Here is a 15,044-nt window from a genome sequence, read left to right as displayed (position 1 = left end):
GTCGAAAGGACAACCGACGGCCTCCGTCTCGTCAGCGCCGACGGGACCTTCCAGGCCGAAGGGGAGGCGCCATTGGGTTCAACGGCCTGGCTGGCCGTCCGCCCGGAGAAGATCGCGATTCATGGCGCGCTCCCGGCCGCGGGCGCAAATCAGCTGGCGGGCCGGCTCCTGGACTACGGCTACCTTGGCGACTGGACCACCTATCTGGTGGAGATCGCCCCGGGGCGGACGATCCGGGCGGCGCGGGCCAACGCAACGCGCGCCGACGACCAACCGCTTGCCTGCGGCGACGCCGTCTGGCTCACCTTCGCGCCTTCCAGCGCCATGGTGCTGACCCGGTGAGGCGGAGCCGCGCGGGTCTGGCCGCCGTCCTGCCCCTGCTGTGGCTGTCGGTGTTCTTCGCCTTGCCGTTCCTGCTGGTGGCCAAGCTGTCGCTCTCCGACACGGTCCTGGCCATCCCGCCCTACGCGCCGCGCCTGGACTGGAGCCAGGGCCTTGCCGGCCTGCGCGCCTTCCTCGACGGCCTGGATGGCGAGACCTATGCGCGGCTGACCCGGGATCGGCTCTATCTCGACGCCTATCTCTCCAGCCTCAGGCTCGCCGCCCTGGGTTCCGGGATGCTGCTGATGATCGGCTACCCGATCGCCTATGGGATCAGCCGCTGTCCCGTGGCGATCCGCCAGGCGCTGGTGATGGCGGTGATCCTGCCGTTCTGGACCAGCTTCCTGATCCGCATCTACGCCTGGATCGCGATCCTCAAACCCGCCGGCGTGCTGAACACCGCCCTCCACACCCTGGGCCTGCCCCCCGTCGACATCCTCAACACCGAAACCGCGGTCCTGCTGGGCCTGGTCTACGCCTACCTGCCGTTCATGGTGTTGCCGCTCTACGCCGTGCTCGACCGTCAGGATGAAAGCCTGATCGAGGCGGCCCAGGATCTGGGGGCGACGCCGTTGGCGGCGTTCTGGCGGGTCACCTTCCCCCTCTCGATTCCCGGCGCCGCAGCCGGCGTGCTCCTGTGCTTCATCCCGATGGCCGGCGAGTTCGTGATCCCCGACCTGTTGGGCGGGTCGGAAACCCTCATGCTGGGCCGGGTGATCTGGACCGAATTCTTCGCCAACCGTGATTGGCCGGCGGCCTCCGCGGTGGCCATCGTCCTGCTCGCCACCCTGATCATCCCGATCCTGCTGTTCGAACGCCAGCAAGCCAAGGTGATGTCATGAGGGCGCCAGCATGAGACGGGGCCCCTCGGCGTTCAATATCGCCTCGATCGCCCTCGGCCTGACGTTCCTCTACGCGCCGATCGTCATCCTGGTGGCCTATTCATTCAACGCCAGCCGCCTGGTCACGGTCTGGGGCGGATTCTCCACCCGTTGGTACGCCGCCCTGTTCAAGGACAGCCAGATGCTGGACGCCATCTGGGTCACCCTGCGGGTGGGCGTGGTCTCGGCCACCTTCGCCACCGTGCTGGGAACCCTGGCGGCCGTGGCCCTGGCGCGCGGCGGTTTTCGGGGGCGCACGCTGTTCGCGGGCGGGATCTACGCGACCCTGGTTATGCCCGAGGTGATCCTGGGCCTGGCCCTGTTGCTGCTGTTCGTCGGCGCAGGGCTTCCCCGGGGCTTCTGGACGGTGACCCTCAGCCACACGACCCTGACGCTCGCCTACGCCACCGTCATCATCCAGGCCCGGCTGGGCAGTGTCGATCGCAGCCTGGCGGAAGCCGCCCAGGACCTCGGCTGTCCGCCGTGGAAGGCCTTCGTCCTGGTGACCTTGCCCATGATCGCGCCGGCCGTGGCGGCGGCCTGGATGCTGGCCTTCACCCTGTCCCTGGACGACCTGGTGATCGCCAGCTTCACCTCAGGCCCGGGCGCCACCACCTTGCCGATGCGGATCTACAGCCAGGTGCGGCTCGGGGTCAGCCCGGAGATCAACGCGGTCTCCACCCTGCTGATCGGCCTGGTGGCCACCGGGGTGATCGGGGCCTACCTGTTCCTGCAGCGGCGAGCCCGTGTCGCAGATTCAGGCGCCGCGTGAAGTCGTAGTTCGGCCCCGCGTCGTTCATGCCTGAGTCGAACTATTCCTCACAACCCATTGAATAAATTCTAGATCGGCGCGAATCGGTCGAACCAGGGTTTGGCCACCTCGAGCTGGCCGGCCAGGCGGAACAGGGTCGCCTCGTCCCCCATCCGCCCCACGAACTGCAGGCCGATGGGCAGGTTCGACTTCGACCAGGCGAGGGGCACGGACATGGCCGGCTGGCCAGTGTTGTTGAAGGCCTGGGTGTTGGGCATGAAGGCGAACAGCCGCTCGCTGAACCGGCGCAGATCCTCATGGAGATGGCCGATGGGGATGGCCGGGCTGCCCAGGGTCGAGAGCAGCAGCACGTCGTAGGTCTCGAACAGCGCCGCCACCGCCCGGCCATAGGCATGGATCGCCGCCAGGCCGCGAACGTAACTGGCGCCGGTGACGCCGACCCCACGTTGGGCCATGGCCCAGGTCAGCATCTCCACGTCGGCGTCGGTGACCGGGCGTCCCCGGCGCTCGGCCTCCGCGTCGAAGGTGGCCGCGACGCTGGCGGCGATGACGTCGCCCGCCGCCTGCTGCATGGCGGCCAGGTTTCCCGGCAGGGTCACCTCCTCCACCGTGTGACCGAGACTGGCGCACAGCTTGGCGGCGTCCACCACCGCCTGGGCGCATTCCGGATCCAGGGCGTCCGAGGCCAGGGCCGCGGTGGTGAAGCCGATGCGCAGGCTGCCGGGCGGGCGGGCGACCTCGTCGGCGTAAGGCCTGGAGGGCGCGGCCAGGTAATAGGGGTCGCCGACCTGCGGCTGGCAGGCGATGTCCAGCAGGACGGCCGAGTCGCGAACCGAACGCGTGACCGCATGCTGGACCGAGGCGCCGCCCCACCCCTCCCCCAGCGGCGCGAAGGAAACCCGGCCCCGCGAAGGCTTCATGCCGAACAGGCCGCAGGCCGAGGCGGGCGTGCGGATCGAGCCGCCGCCATCGCTGGCGTGGGCCGCGGGCACGATCCCGGCCGCGACCGCCGAGGCCGCCCCGCCCGAGGAGCCGCCGGGTGTGCGCGAAACATCCCAGGGATTACGGCAGGGCCCCAGGAAGGTGCTCTCGGTGACCGGCAGCAGACCGAACTCCGGGGTGTTGGTCTTGCCGAAGATCACCAGGCCCGCGTCCCGATAGGCCTTGGTGATGGCGCTGTCGGCGACCGCGACATTGTCCTTCAGCAGGGCCGAGCCCGATGAGGTGACTGTGCCCTCCAACAGGGCGCCCAGGTCCTTCAGCAGATAGGGCACGCCGGCCAGCGCGCCGGTGGGCTTGTCAGCGGCTTCCTTCCGTCCGAAGTCCGCGAGCTCCAGGGTGACAGCGTTGAGCGCCGGATTGACCTGAGCCATCCGCTCCAGGGCGGTGTCGAGCAGTTCGGCGGCGGAAACCTCGCCCTTGCTCACCAGTCCGGCCAGGCCCACGGCGTCGTGCCGACGATATTCCTCGAACTTCATGGCCGTTCTCCCTGTTTGCGACAGAGGATCACAGAGGGCCCAATCGGGACGAGACAGAAATTCGCGTCTGGAGCATTTTTCTTTGGAACACTCTTCCGTCCGGCGAATTGATAGGGGGCGACGGCAAATCGCCCCCCCGACTTGAGCCGTCGCCCTGGCCCCGGGCTCCTTTTCAGGAGCGCCGGGGCTTTCTCTTTCTCCCCGCGGCAATACGTCGGTTTGCGGAGTTCGCGAGACTCCGACATAACCCGTGCAGGTTTCGGGACCGGCGCTCCTGCGGAGCGACAGTCGACCTGTCGGGGGACAGGTGTAGGCGCTTCTGGCTCGGTCGGAAGCGCCTTTTCCGTGGGCGTCAGGCGCTGGCTTGCGCGGCGACCTGGCCGCGATAGACCTCCCGCGTCGCCTTGAACCGTTCAAACGGGAAGGCGATGGGCGCCCCAGCCAGGGCGCAGGCCAGCATTTCCAGATGCGCCGCCCAGCCGGCGGCCGATCGTCCGGCATCGTCATCCGGCGGCAGGATCAGGGTGAGGGTCAACTCGACGCCGCCATCCCGGGGCTCGAGCCGCCAGCAGATCGGTCGGGGCGGATCGGAGGGCCCGCTCCAGGAATAGTCCAGCCGCTCAAGCGGCGTCACAGCCGTCACCACGCTGTCGATGACGATGCCGCTGTCGCCGAAGTCGAGACGCACCGCGCCGCCGACCCGAAGGTCGATGCTTCCCGGCGCCAGCCACTGCACCAGCCGCTCAGGCGTGGACAGGGCCGCCCACACCTCGTCGGGAGACGCCTCAAGCCAGCGCGTGAGACTGGCCGTCACCATCGCGCCTTCGCGTCCAAAGGTCGTGGGGCCGAGTTCCGGATCCGCCATGGGTCACCTCCTGACGGCAGACTAGGCGGCGCGTCGGCGGCGCTCGTTGACTCAGGTCAAGACCGGAAGCCGTTGCCCCGCAGCGGCCGAAACGGCTAAGGAGGGTCGGCCCGAGCGGGCCACCAGACGCCGGATTAGCTCAGCTGGTAGAGCAGCGGTTTTGTAAACCGAAGGTCACGGGTTCGAGTCCTGTATCCGGCACCACTCCCCTTGCATGGACTCCCGAGGCCACTCCGAAGGGATCCGGGAGGCCCAGGGCGCGTCGCAGCGGCAAGGGCGGCGGGCGCGGCGCTGGCTAAGGGTGACGCTTGGGCGCATAGGTGACCCATCGCGGACAGCGGCCACAGGCGCCCGCGACTGAGAGACGCTTTGCGCTCCCGCCTCGCGGGGAGCGCTATGCAGGATTTTCAATTTCACATCACCGACAGCCGTTATGCTGGACAGAGGGTGGAGCTATATCGTGTCGCTGACGCCTGGCGCGCTCGGCAGATCGCCGCCGCTCTGGTGGCGGAAGCGCCGAGACACCTGAGCATCGACATTTTTACAGACGGCTTTCAGATACCGACCGTCGCCTGACGCGCGGCTCTACGTCGTCGGCAACCCTTCGTGCGCTCGTTCTTGCGGGATATCCCTGAGTCCGAGCCGCTTGAGGCTGGAGAGGCGGGCGCTCCTGCGTCCTCCGGGGCTCGATCTCCCTCGCGGGCGGTCCACCGCCACCGCGCCAGGCGCAGCAGGGCGCTAGACGCCTGCGTGAAGCTCTCGGATCGCATCAGCGATCGCCGGCTGAGCGAAGTGATGGATCATGTGGCCAAGGCCCGGGAGCTTGGTCAGCCGCGCGTGGGGCAGCAGCCGCGCCAGGCCGTCCGCGTGGAGGGCTGTGTTGACCACCAGGTCGCGGTCCCCGGCGAGAATGTGGACCGGCGTCCGGCAGGCGCCGTAGCCCGCGGTGTTCCAGGCCGCGCCAGGCGCCATCAGCGCCGCATCCTGGGCCTCGGCCAGCATCTGCCCGGCCCGCGCGGCGAGCGCGAAGGGAAACTGCTCGGCGAAGCCGGCTGGCATGGCCTGGGGTAGAAACATCGCGCGCCACAAGACCGGAAGCAGCAGCGGATCGGTCAGGCGGCCCAGGGAGTGACACCAGAAGCCGACGGGTCCGGGCATGGCGCGCGGCCCGAACAGGAACTGCTCGAGCCTGGGCTCGGGGAACGCGATGGGCGACAGGGCGACGACGCCGGCCGTCTCATCGGGAAAGCGCTGGGCATAGGCCAGCGCCACCGCGCCGCCGAAGGAGTGGCCGACCACCACTGGCCGCACCAGGCCGAGCGACTGGGCCGCCGCGTGCACCGCCTCGGCTTGACGCCAAGGCGCGCCGGCGACGGGTGTCAGGTTCTGTCCATGCCCCGGCCGGTCGAAGGCCGTCACCCTGAACTCGCTTTCCAGAGCGCTGAACAGGGCGATGGCCATGTCCTCGCGGCAGGTCATGGCGCCGTGGATCAGGATGACGTCTCGCCCGGCGCCCGTCTGAGCGAAGGCCAAGCCCGGCGCCGGGGGTGCGTCGAGGGTCTGCGGAAGCGGGGTCATGCTGACCAAAGGCGGAGCCAGACCTCAGGTTCCGGTTATTCAGACCTGGAGATGCGCGATCGCCGTCAAGCAGGGCTGCGCCGAGCCGGCGGCGAGACAGCCTAGCCGACCTCCCCCACGCCGGTGCGTTGTTCACTGCGCCGCAGCTGGCGCGCGCCGTCCCGCTGCCGCTGCGCCTCGCCCGCCTGGTACTCCGACGGCAGGACAATGGGCACGCTCAAGCACACGCTCTGGGTTGGGAGGACCTCGCTCCAGTCGGCGATGAGCTGCTTGTAGGACTTACCGACCGCGCGGATCTCGCGGTTGAGGTCGTAGAGCCCCACCGGGTGAACGTTGCCGTTGGTCTCCCGCAGGGCCGTGTCCCAGTCCATCTGGTCGGTCAGGGAGTACCAGGTGAAGCCGACCGTGGGCACACCATCATTTCGGACCCGAAGCACATTGGCCCATTGCTTCCAGAGCCAGTTCACCGCCTCGTCGCCGTTCGGTCCCTCGACGAGGTTGGTCTCGGTATGCATCACTGGCAGGCGGTAGCGCTGGTGATATTGCCGGGTGATCTCGCTGTATCCGAAGATCTCTCCCGACGCGCGATGCTGACCGCTGGCGGCTATCCGATGCTCATTGGTCCAGTAGTAGTCATTCCCGAGGATGCAATGATGCCGCAGCCTGTTGGACAGGAAGAAATGGTATTCTTCCCGCGTCATCCCATTGTCGAAAAGGTATTCATACATCTCTGAATCGACGCGATGTCCGTAGTTCAGGTCCAGGGACAGAAAGCGCTTCGAATTCTCGATCTCCGCCTGCTTGATCGCCGCCGGCGTCTCGGCATGGAAATACTCTGACGACTCGCTCTGAATGAAGATGGCGTCGGGACGGACCTCAAGGATCGCCTGCATGGCCAGCACATTGGCCTTCACCAGATGCTTGAGCGCGGTGACGAAGGTCCGGTCGGACGTGCCCTGCTCGTTCCACCAGCCAAACATCCCGGAGAACTGGGCGCAGATGAACATCTCGTTGACCGGGGTGTAGAGCTGCACCCACGGGAAGCGCCCGGCGAAGGCGCGCGCATAGGCGGCGAACTGGACCGGGAAGTCCGGATTCTGAAAGTCCCCGAGCCAGTCGGGCACGCCGAAATGGCAGAGGTCAACGATCGGCACGATGTCACGCCGCAGCAGGTCGGCGAAGGTTTCATCGGCGAAGGCCCAGTCATACTGCTGGGGACCTGTGAGGGTCGTGTGCAGCGGCGGGCCGTAGCGCAGGAAGCGCAAACCCAGCTCCTCGACACAGTCGAAGTCGCGCCGCCAGTGGCGGTAGTGGCCACAGGACTCCATCTGGTCGACGCGGACGGACCCGCCCTTGATCTTCGGGATGCTGTTCTCAATCCCGGTGGCGAACATGAAAGCGGAAATGGCGGATACTCCTGGGCGGGCCAACCGCGCCGCCCCACCTAAACCCGCCGCAGCCCCGCGAGGTTCACCCCCCCTGCCTATTCGGCGGCGATCGCCCGGGCGTCGGGATAGATGCGGCGGCATCGGCTGATCAGGGCCAGGGCGTCACCCCCGTCCAAGACGTTCCGCACCCAAGCCTTGTCACCATCGACCGCGACCACGGTGAAGTGCGGATGGTGGTTTGGACCGGTGCGGACCAGGTCCCCGACCTCGATGGACTCCTCGTACCCCCGCTCATGGGAGATCGCAAAAACGTCTGAGAAACTCGATAGCGACACAGGGACCCCTCCCGACTCGTGTTGAGCCTCATCCTAGGGCTCTGAAAGATGAACCGGAACGAAACACGCCGAGGCCAGGTTGTCGCAGGCTGACGTAGGACGCTCCGGTCACGCCCGTCGTAGCCGCTACTCACGCTGCGTGCGTCGCCCCGGCGTTTCGCAGGCCGCCTTCGTGCGACAGGCTCTGGCGATAGCGCGCGATCGCACTCTCCAAGGTGGGCATCAACCGGCCCCGACCACTGGCCAGCGCGGCATAGGCCGGCCGTTCCGCGGTCCAACCCAAGGTGCGCCAGGGCGCGGCCCGGACCTCGCGGGCGTCGAACCCAAAGGCCCGGGCGACAAGACCGCCAAACTCCGCCCAACTGACAGCGCCTTCATTGGTCAGGTGCCAGAGGCCCGTCTCACCGTCGATCAGCAGATCCAGCACGGCGTCGACAAGGTCGGGGACATAGGTGGGAGAGACGACCTGGTCCCCGGCGGCGATCACCGACTGTCCGGCGGCGAGGCGGTGAACCAACTGGGACGCAAAGTTGTGGGGGTCGTAGGGAGAGAAGAACGCCGCGGTGCGGATCATCAGGGCGCGGTCGTTGGCGCTGATGACGTGACGCTCCGCGGCGAGTTTGCTGGCGCCGTAGACGTTGAGCGGGCCGGCGGCGTCGCTCTCGACATAGGGGCGATCGGCTTTTCCGTCGAACACCAGGTCGCTGGAGAACCCCACGAAGGGCAGGCCTCGCGCCGCACAGGCCTCGGCCAAGCGGGCGGCTCCGGAGGCGTTGGCCGCGAAACACGCTTCAGACGCCTGCTCGGCCTCATCGACGCGCACCCAGCCTGCGGTGTTGATGACCGCCCAAGGCTGCAACCGGTCCAGGGCTGCGGCCATCTGAGCAGGATCGTCAAGACTGAGGGACGCACGGTCGGTCAGCATGTAGCCCAGACCGCGCCACTCGCAGCTCCTGGCCATCGCCGCGCCCAGCGTGCCTGAGGCGCCGGTGATCAGCAGCGGCCGGCCGCCGCCCTGCGGCGCATGCCAGGCCGGGCGCGGCTGCGGATGCTGCACAGAGGTGAACACCGGCGAATAGATCAGGCGCACGTCGCGACGCCACCAGCCGGGCCCGGCCCCGGCCGGAGACGGATCCTGCTCACCACGGGCCAGGCTGCGGATCGTGGCCGCCAGGGCGGTGGGCCGGGGGACGGGTCCCCTCAGATCGAAGGCGCCGGTTTCGTAGCCACCATCGGCCCGGGTTAGCAGATTGTCCCAGTCGTAGGAGCCAAACAGCGCCCAGGCGGTCACCGCCTCGACGTCCGCGCCCCGGTCACGCAAGGCCTGGGCGCTGTCCCAAGCCTCCCGGAGCCAGCGGATCTGCTCCTCGCGGGTGCAGCCCAGGTGGCATTCGGTGAGGGCCAGGGTACGGCCATAGCGATCCCAGGCCTCGCCCATCGCGCCTTCCACCAGGCCGGGGCCCGGTTGGATCACCCGGACGGCCTCAACATCGGCATAGCCTCTGAGGCCGTTGCCCCCCCGCGTGTGAAAAGGGTAGCGCTCGAGCCGATGGTCGAGGTGGCGGTCACTGGTCACATAGTGATTGACGCCGATCACGTCGCTGGGACAGGGCGCCTGCGCGATCGCGGCCAGGCGATCGCCGAGGTCCATGCGGGCCAGGCGCCGCCATAGCGGATGATCCCGGGTCACGCGACCTTCCAGCAGGTCCCAAGTCATCCACCGCCGGTCGTTGTCATAGGTCGCCTGGTAGGCCGCGCCCGGAGTGGCATAGGTGCGGCCAAGGTCCTCGGTCTGGATCAGCCGCGCGTCGGGCGTGACCTGACGGATCGCGGCCATCGATAGCCTGACACCGTCGATCTGGTTCAGAAGCGCGACCCAGAAGGTCTTTTCGTCGGCCGCATGCGGGTGCCAATGGCCGTAGAGGGCGCTGAACCGGGCCGTGGTCAGCGGTTCGTTGACCGGCGTCCAATCGCGGACATGCGGATACCGTTCAGCCGCCGCGCGCGCGAAATCCGCGAGGCCGGCGGCGAAGTTCGGATCAAGGAGGTGGGTGCGCCTGGGTCCTGAGCCGTGGTGCACCAGGCCCGCGATCGGCGCGATGTCGAGGGCCTTGAGACGGTCGAGCCGCGCGTCGGTCCAACGCCAGTCACATTCGTCGGCCCGGTCAGGCGCGACCTTTTCCCAGAGCACCGGGTAACGAAGCGTGCGCACGCCCAGGTCGGCGACGAGGTCGAGATCGCCGATGCGATCATGGTGCCCGCTACGGCGGACCTGATCGTGGAACTGGTCGCCCACACGGTTGACCGTGCATTCCAGGCCACCCCAAAGCTGCAGTCGCCGCACGTCACCCTACCCGGAGGGACCCGGCCCCAGCGGACCAAGAATCGCAAAGCGCCTGACGCCGAATCGTTCCTGTTCCGGCGATGTATTCCCAAGCTTTGTCGACAATCGTACCGAGGAACCGGCGTGCCACCCCGCGTATTTGAGGAGGCATGGCTTCAGAATCTGAACACACCGTGCTGGTTACAGGCGGCGCGGGCTACATTGGCGCCCACACGGCAAAGGCTCTGCGCGAGCGTGGTCACAATCCTGTCGTCTTTGACAACCTGAGTTCCGGCTACCGCGACGCCGTCAGATGGGGTGACTTCATCCACGGCGACATCCGAGATACCGAGGCGGTGGCCGAGGCGCTTGCCCGCACCCAGGCGCGGCACATCATTCACTTCGCCGGCCTGATCGAGGTGGGCCGTTCCGTCAGCCGGCCGGATCTCTTCTGGGCCCACAATGTCACCGGGCTCGCCAGCGTGCTGCAGGCCGCCGCCAAGGCGCAGGTGCAACGCGTGGTGTTTTCCTCCAGCGCCGCGGTCTACGGCCAGGCCGCGGCCGGGTTCGAACTGGACCTGCTGAGCGAAGACAACCCTAAGGCGCCCGCAAGCCCCTATGGCGACACCAAGCTGGCCGGCGAGAAGATGATCGCCGCCTACGCCTCGGCGTTCGGGTTCTCGGCGGTGGCGCTGCGCTATTTCAACGCCGCCGGCGCCGATCCCTCCGGCCTGATCGGCGAAGCCCACCAGCCCGAAACCCATCTGATCCCCCTGGCCATCGCCGCGGCGCTGGGGCACGGCAAGCCGCTGACGGTGTTCGGCACGGATTTCCCGACCCCTGATGGCACCTGCCTTCGGGACTATGTTCATGTCGATGATCTCGCCGCGGCGCACGTCGCCGCGGTGGAGCTGCCCCTGGCGCCCAGCGCGTTCGAAGCCTTCAATATCGGCGCGGGCCACGGCGCCTCGGTGTTCGAGGTCCTCGCCGCCATCGAAGCCGCCTGCGGGCGCGCGCCGCCGCACAGCCTGGGCGCTCGCCGCGCCGGCGACCCGGCGAGTCTCGTCGCCGATCCCGCCCGCGCGAACCGGCGGCTCGGATGGACGCCGCGCTGTTCGGATCTCGACCACATCATCCGCACCGCCGTGGCCTGGCACAAGGCGCCGGCCTACGGCGCGACGTCTCCGCAGCCCGCGGGCATCCTGTCATGACCCCGCCAGCCTGGCCGGTCGGCGGTGAGCGCTCCGACGCTGGCGGCCGACCCAACTGACACGCCGAATTCGACAAGTCCTTTCTCAGAGTGGCCGCCATGAAGATCATCGAAGGTTCCAACCCCATCCAGGTCGGCGGCGCCGTGCAGGAAATCCGGCGCATGGGGCGGCCCCGTCTTCTTGTGTGTTTTTCTCACCTGCGCTGGGACTTCGTCTTCCAGCGCCCGCAGCACCTGATGACGCGGTTCGCTCAGGACCGTGCGGTGCTCTATTGGGAAGAGCCGGAGGTCCGCGACGCGCAGACGGCGCCAGAACTGCGGTTGCGACGGTGTGAGGCCAGTCCGGTCGTCGTGGCGACCCCGATCCTGCCGCCGGGCCTGGACGCCGCCGCCCAGGACGCGGCCCTGCGCCAGCTGCTCGACACCCATCTTGCCGGGCAGGACGTCGAACTCACCCGCTGGTACTACACCCCGATGATGCTGGGCTTCTCGCGGCATCTCGATGCGGCCTGCACCGTCTATGACTGCATGGACGAGCTCGCCAATTTCCGCTTCGCCCCGCCTGAACTCGCCGCCCGGGAGCGCGAACTGTTCAGCCTGGCCGACGTGGTGTTCACCGGCGGCCACAGCCTCTACGAGGCCAAGCGCGATCGCCACCACAACATCCATCCGTTCCCCTCCAGCGTTGATCGGGAACACTTCAGCCGAGCCCGGACCATGACCGAGGCGCCTGAGGATCAGGCCTCGATCCCCGGACCCCGGCTTGGCTTCTACGGCGTCATCGACGAACGGATGGACCTCGAGCTGATCGCCGCCCTCGCCGACGCCCGTCCGGAATGGTCGCTGGTGATGGTGGGGCCGGTGGTCAAGATCGATCCGGCTCAGCTGCCGAAGCGGTCCAATATCCACTATCTGGGCGGCAAGACCTATGACGTGCTGCCCACCTACCTGGCCGGGTGGGACGTGGCGCTCATGCCCTTCGCCATCAACGAGTCCACGCGCTTCATCAGCCCCACCAAGACGCCGGAGTACCTGGCCGGGGGCACGCCGGTGGTCTCGACGCCGATCACCGACGTGGCCCGGCACTACGGCGAGCTGGGCGGCGTCAAGATCGCCGCCGAGCCCCCCGCCTTCGTCGCCGCCTGCGATGCGGCGCTTGAACTCTCAGGCGGGTCGTCCGGCTGGCTCGATGAGGTTGACCAAGCCCTATCGGCCCCGTCCTGGGACGTGACGTTCGGGGCGATGGACGACCTGATGAGCGCCGCGGTTTCGGCCCAGCGCAGGGCGGCGAGCGGCCGGGTCGGCGCAGCCCTGCCCCTTCCGGTGTCCCGGCCGACGATCCGGACGGCGGTGCAGCCGCGGTCGTTCGACTATCTCATCGTCGGGGCGGGCTTCGCAGGCTCGGTCCTGGCGGAGCGGCTGGCGGCGGGGCTGGGGAAGCGCGTGCTGGTGATCGACAAGCGGCCCCACATCGGCGGGAACGCCTTTGACGAAAAGGACGCCGCCGGCGTGCTGATGCACCGCTACGGCCCGCACATCTTCCACACCAACTCCGATGAGATCGCGAGCTACCTGTCGCGGTTCACCAAGTGGCGCCCCTATGAGCACCGCGTGCTGGCCTCGGTGTCTGACATGCTTGTGCCCATGCCGATCAACCGCACCACCCTCAACAAGCTCTACGGCCTGACCCTGACCACCGACGCAGAGGCCGAGGCCTTCCTGGAAAGCCGCGCCGAGCCGGTGGACCGCATCCGGACGTCCAAGGACGTTGTCGTCTCCAAGGTGGGGATGGACCTCTATCAGCGGTTCTTCGAGGGCTACACCCGCAAGCAGTGGGGCATGGATCCCTCCGAGCTGGACAAGTCGGTGACCGCGCGGGTGCCCACCCGCACCAATGACGATGACCGCTATTTCGTCGACAGCTTCCAGGCCATGCCGGCCGACGGCTATACGCGCATGTTCGAGACCATGCTCGACCACCCCAACATCACCGTCGAGACGGGGGTCAATTTCCAGGACGTCCGCAGCGACACCCTCTACGACGAGCTGATCTTCACGGGGCCGATCGACGAATTCTTCGATCACCGGTTTGGAAAGCTGCCCTACCGGAGCCTGGCCTTCCGCCATGAAACCCTGGATCGCGAGTGGTTCCAATCGGTGGGGACGGTCAACTACCCGGATGAAGCCACCCCCTACACCCGGATCAGCGAGTACAAGCACATCACGGGCCAGACTCATCCGAAGACCACGGTCACCTACGAGTTTCCCCAGACCGAAGGCGACCCGTACTACCCAATCCCGCGCCCCGAGAACCAGGCGCTGTTCAAGCGTTACGAGGCCTTGGCCCTGGAAACGCCCGGAGTCCATTTCGTCGGCCGCCTGGCGACCTATCGATACTACAATATGGATCAGGTCGTCGGTCAGGCGCTGGCCAGCTACCGGCGCATCGCCGAGGCCGAGGGCCGCCTGAACGCTCTCGAACTGGCGTCGGCGACCGCCGCTGAGTAGGTCGCCGGGAGAGCCGGGGATGCAGGACAACCCCCGTGGGGCGCTGGGCTGCGCGTCACGCGGTCGCCTCGCTGGTTCTGGTTCAACCCGCGTCGTGAGGCCGCGCTAGCCTTCCTGCGAGGGCCGCTTCTTTTCGCTGCGGAAGATCGCGACCAGGCGTTCGCCACTCCAAATCTCGATGTCGTGGCCGTCGTCGTGGCCGCCGACCAAACTCATCACCTCTCCGTCGCTTTCCGCCTCGAGGGCCAGACGGCGGAGCACGGCCCCACGGGGATCGATCAAGAAGAGATTGTAGAGCGCCATCCTGTCCTCCCAGTCGGAGTGGGTGTGCGCCCCGCCGGTTGGCGCGAGCCTGAGCGAACGGTGCAGCCCCCGTTCATTTTGGCCCCATGTCGGCCATGCGGCGAAGCTTAGAAAAATTTAGCATCCTTGGCCTATGTCTCTGCTCCATGTCTGAAGCTCAGTGGCTTGATCGTCGTATTGAACCCCGCGCGCCGACGAGCGATCGGGTGCGGGTGTTCTATGGCCCCGCTCTCGGTTCCTGGTGGGACGCGACCATGCGCGACGTCAGCTCCAGCGGCCTGAAGCTGGAAATTCCGGCCCTGGTCCCCCTGCCCAAGGCACTGACCGTGCTGCACGTGCCCGACGGCGAGGTGTTCATCGTGCGGGCCAAGTGGCGCAACCACGACATGATCGGCTGCAAGATCCACCAACGCCACAATCTGGAAACAGAGACGGACCCCGCCTTCGACGCCCTGAAGGTCAGTTGGCGGTCCCTCAAGGCGTAAAGTCCAAACCTGATAGAAGCCCACTGTGTCGACTACCTGACTTTCCAGGTATAGATCGCATCTGCGTTTTCCTGCGACCCTCGATCACACTATATGCTAGGTGTAGGTGCCGGAGACGCTGAAGCCTGAATGCTGGATTATCGGATATACTTCCTGGGCGCCAACGGGCGCATCAGCCGCGCTGTCGCCTTCGAGTGCGAGAACGACGCGTCGGCCATCGAACTTGCGCGCCAGCACACCCACGAGCACGCCATGGAACTGTGGCAACAGGCCCGGATGGTCCAGCGCTTCGAGCCGCAGCCGCCGGAATAGACCGCTGCGGCCAGGTCCCTGCTGGCCGAAGGGCCGGGCGGCAGGCGCCTGCGGAAAACCGGTTTCCACCCTTCCTGATCCCGCCTAGAGCCTGATCCGTTGAGGTGGAATCGCTTCGCGATTCCGCCGATGCGGTGGATCAGGCTCCCAGATTTAAGCGAGAGCATGATTCACGCCTGAGCCGGGACCGCTGCGCGGTTCCGTCTCAAGCGATCATGCTCTAGG

General features: G+C 67.4%; 15 protein-coding genes and 1 tRNA gene. 9 read left to right on the top strand and 7 right to left on the bottom strand.

All coding sequences use genetic code 11. The features are described 5' to 3' along the window. The 3 genes from Q8N10_RS10450 to Q8N10_RS10440 form a co-directional block, all read left to right on the top strand. Positions 1–342: TOBE domain-containing protein (locus Q8N10_RS10450; protein WP_305663917.1), on the top strand; the 342-nt coding region annotated here is incomplete at its 5' end. Then, positions 339–1,223 carry an ABC transporter permease subunit gene (locus tag Q8N10_RS10445; protein ID WP_305663916.1) on the top strand — a complete coding sequence of 295 codons (885 nt, stop codon included), beginning with the start codon at positions 339–341 and terminating at the stop codon, positions 1,221–1,223. The genes Q8N10_RS10450 and Q8N10_RS10445, both read left to right, overlap by 4 nt. A 10-nt stretch (positions 1,224–1,233) precedes the next feature. Continuing rightward, entirely contained in the window at positions 1,234–2,034 is an 801-nt protein-coding gene (locus Q8N10_RS10440; protein WP_305663915.1) for an ABC transporter permease, read from the top strand. A gap of 68 nt (positions 2,035–2,102) precedes the next feature. Here Q8N10_RS10440 and Q8N10_RS10435 read toward each other — a convergent pair whose 3' ends face one another. Next, positions 2,103–3,512: an amidase gene (locus tag Q8N10_RS10435; RefSeq protein ID WP_304781253.1), complete on the bottom strand. Its 1,410-nt coding sequence runs from the start codon at positions 3,510–3,512 to the stop codon at positions 2,103–2,105. Positions 3,513–3,864: 352 nt separating this feature from the next. Then, positions 3,865–4,377 (bottom strand): SRPBCC family protein, encoded by a 513-nt coding sequence (locus Q8N10_RS10430; protein WP_304781256.1) that lies wholly within the window; start codon positions 4,375–4,377, stop codon positions 3,865–3,867. Positions 4,378–4,505: 128 nt separating this feature from the next. On the opposite strand from Q8N10_RS10430, the gene Q8N10_RS10425 reads away from it, so the two are divergent. Continuing rightward, positions 4,506–4,581 (top strand) — tRNA-Thr (locus tag Q8N10_RS10425). 192 nt (positions 4,582–4,773) lie between these two features. Beyond that, complete coding sequence (locus Q8N10_RS10420) at positions 4,774–4,953, top strand: hypothetical protein (protein ID WP_304781259.1); 180 nt, start codon at positions 4,774–4,776, stop codon at positions 4,951–4,953. A 162-nt stretch (positions 4,954–5,115) separates the two neighbouring features. On the opposite strand, the gene Q8N10_RS10415 is transcribed toward Q8N10_RS10420, so the two are convergent. The 4 genes from Q8N10_RS10415 to Q8N10_RS10400 form a co-directional block, all read right to left on the bottom strand. Further along, on the bottom strand, positions 5,116–5,955 hold the full coding sequence (locus Q8N10_RS10415) for an alpha/beta fold hydrolase (RefSeq protein ID WP_304781262.1): 840 nt from the start codon (positions 5,953–5,955) through the stop codon (positions 5,116–5,118). Between the two features lie 101 nt (positions 5,956–6,056). Further along, positions 6,057–7,349 (bottom strand): family 1 glycosylhydrolase, encoded by a 1,293-nt coding sequence (locus Q8N10_RS10410; protein ID WP_304781264.1) that lies wholly within the window; start codon positions 7,347–7,349, stop codon positions 6,057–6,059. Between the two features lie 89 nt (positions 7,350–7,438). Continuing rightward, positions 7,439–7,678, bottom strand: a complete 240-nt coding sequence (locus Q8N10_RS10405) for a hypothetical protein (RefSeq protein WP_304781266.1) — start codon at positions 7,676–7,678, stop codon at positions 7,439–7,441. A 130-nt stretch (positions 7,679–7,808) separates the two neighbouring features. Continuing rightward, the gene (locus Q8N10_RS10400; RefSeq protein ID WP_304781269.1) at positions 7,809–10,022 is read right to left on the bottom strand and encodes an NAD(P)-dependent oxidoreductase; all 2,214 of its coding nucleotides are present in this window, start codon (positions 10,020–10,022) and stop codon (positions 7,809–7,811) included. 149 nt (positions 10,023–10,171) lie between these two features. On the opposite strand from Q8N10_RS10400, the gene galE reads away from it, so the two are divergent. Further along, the gene (gene galE, locus Q8N10_RS10395) at positions 10,172–11,212 is read left to right on the top strand and encodes a UDP-glucose 4-epimerase GalE (RefSeq protein ID WP_304781271.1); all 1,041 of its coding nucleotides are present in this window, start codon (positions 10,172–10,174) and stop codon (positions 11,210–11,212) included. Between the two features lie 98 nt (positions 11,213–11,310). Continuing rightward, positions 11,311–13,719 (top strand): UDP-galactopyranose mutase, encoded by a 2,409-nt coding sequence (gene glf, locus Q8N10_RS10390; RefSeq protein WP_304781274.1) that lies wholly within the window; start codon positions 11,311–11,313, stop codon positions 13,717–13,719. A 105-nt stretch (positions 13,720–13,824) separates the two neighbouring features. Here glf and Q8N10_RS10385 read toward each other — a convergent pair whose 3' ends face one another. After that, complete coding sequence (locus Q8N10_RS10385) at positions 13,825–14,022, bottom strand: hypothetical protein (protein ID WP_304781277.1); 198 nt, start codon at positions 14,020–14,022, stop codon at positions 13,825–13,827. A gap of 254 nt (positions 14,023–14,276) precedes the next feature. Between Q8N10_RS10385 and Q8N10_RS10380 the strand changes: the two genes are divergently transcribed. Together Q8N10_RS10380 and Q8N10_RS10375 are read left to right on the top strand one after the other, a co-directional pair. Beyond that, a complete protein-coding gene (locus Q8N10_RS10380; protein WP_370690237.1) occupies positions 14,277–14,507 on the top strand; it encodes a hypothetical protein in 231 nt (76 codons plus the stop codon). Positions 14,508–14,636: 129 nt separating this feature from the next. Continuing rightward, positions 14,637–14,819 (top strand): hypothetical protein, encoded by a 183-nt coding sequence (locus tag Q8N10_RS10375; protein WP_304781283.1) that lies wholly within the window; start codon positions 14,637–14,639, stop codon positions 14,817–14,819. The last annotated feature ends 225 nt before the right edge of the window (positions 14,820–15,044 follow it).

Origin of the sequence: Phenylobacterium sp., assembly GCF_030693625.1 — a bacterium.
Lineage (GTDB): Bacteria > Pseudomonadota > Alphaproteobacteria > Caulobacterales > Caulobacteraceae > Phenylobacterium > Phenylobacterium ferrooxidans.
This window is presented reverse-complemented; position numbering and strand designations above follow the sequence as displayed.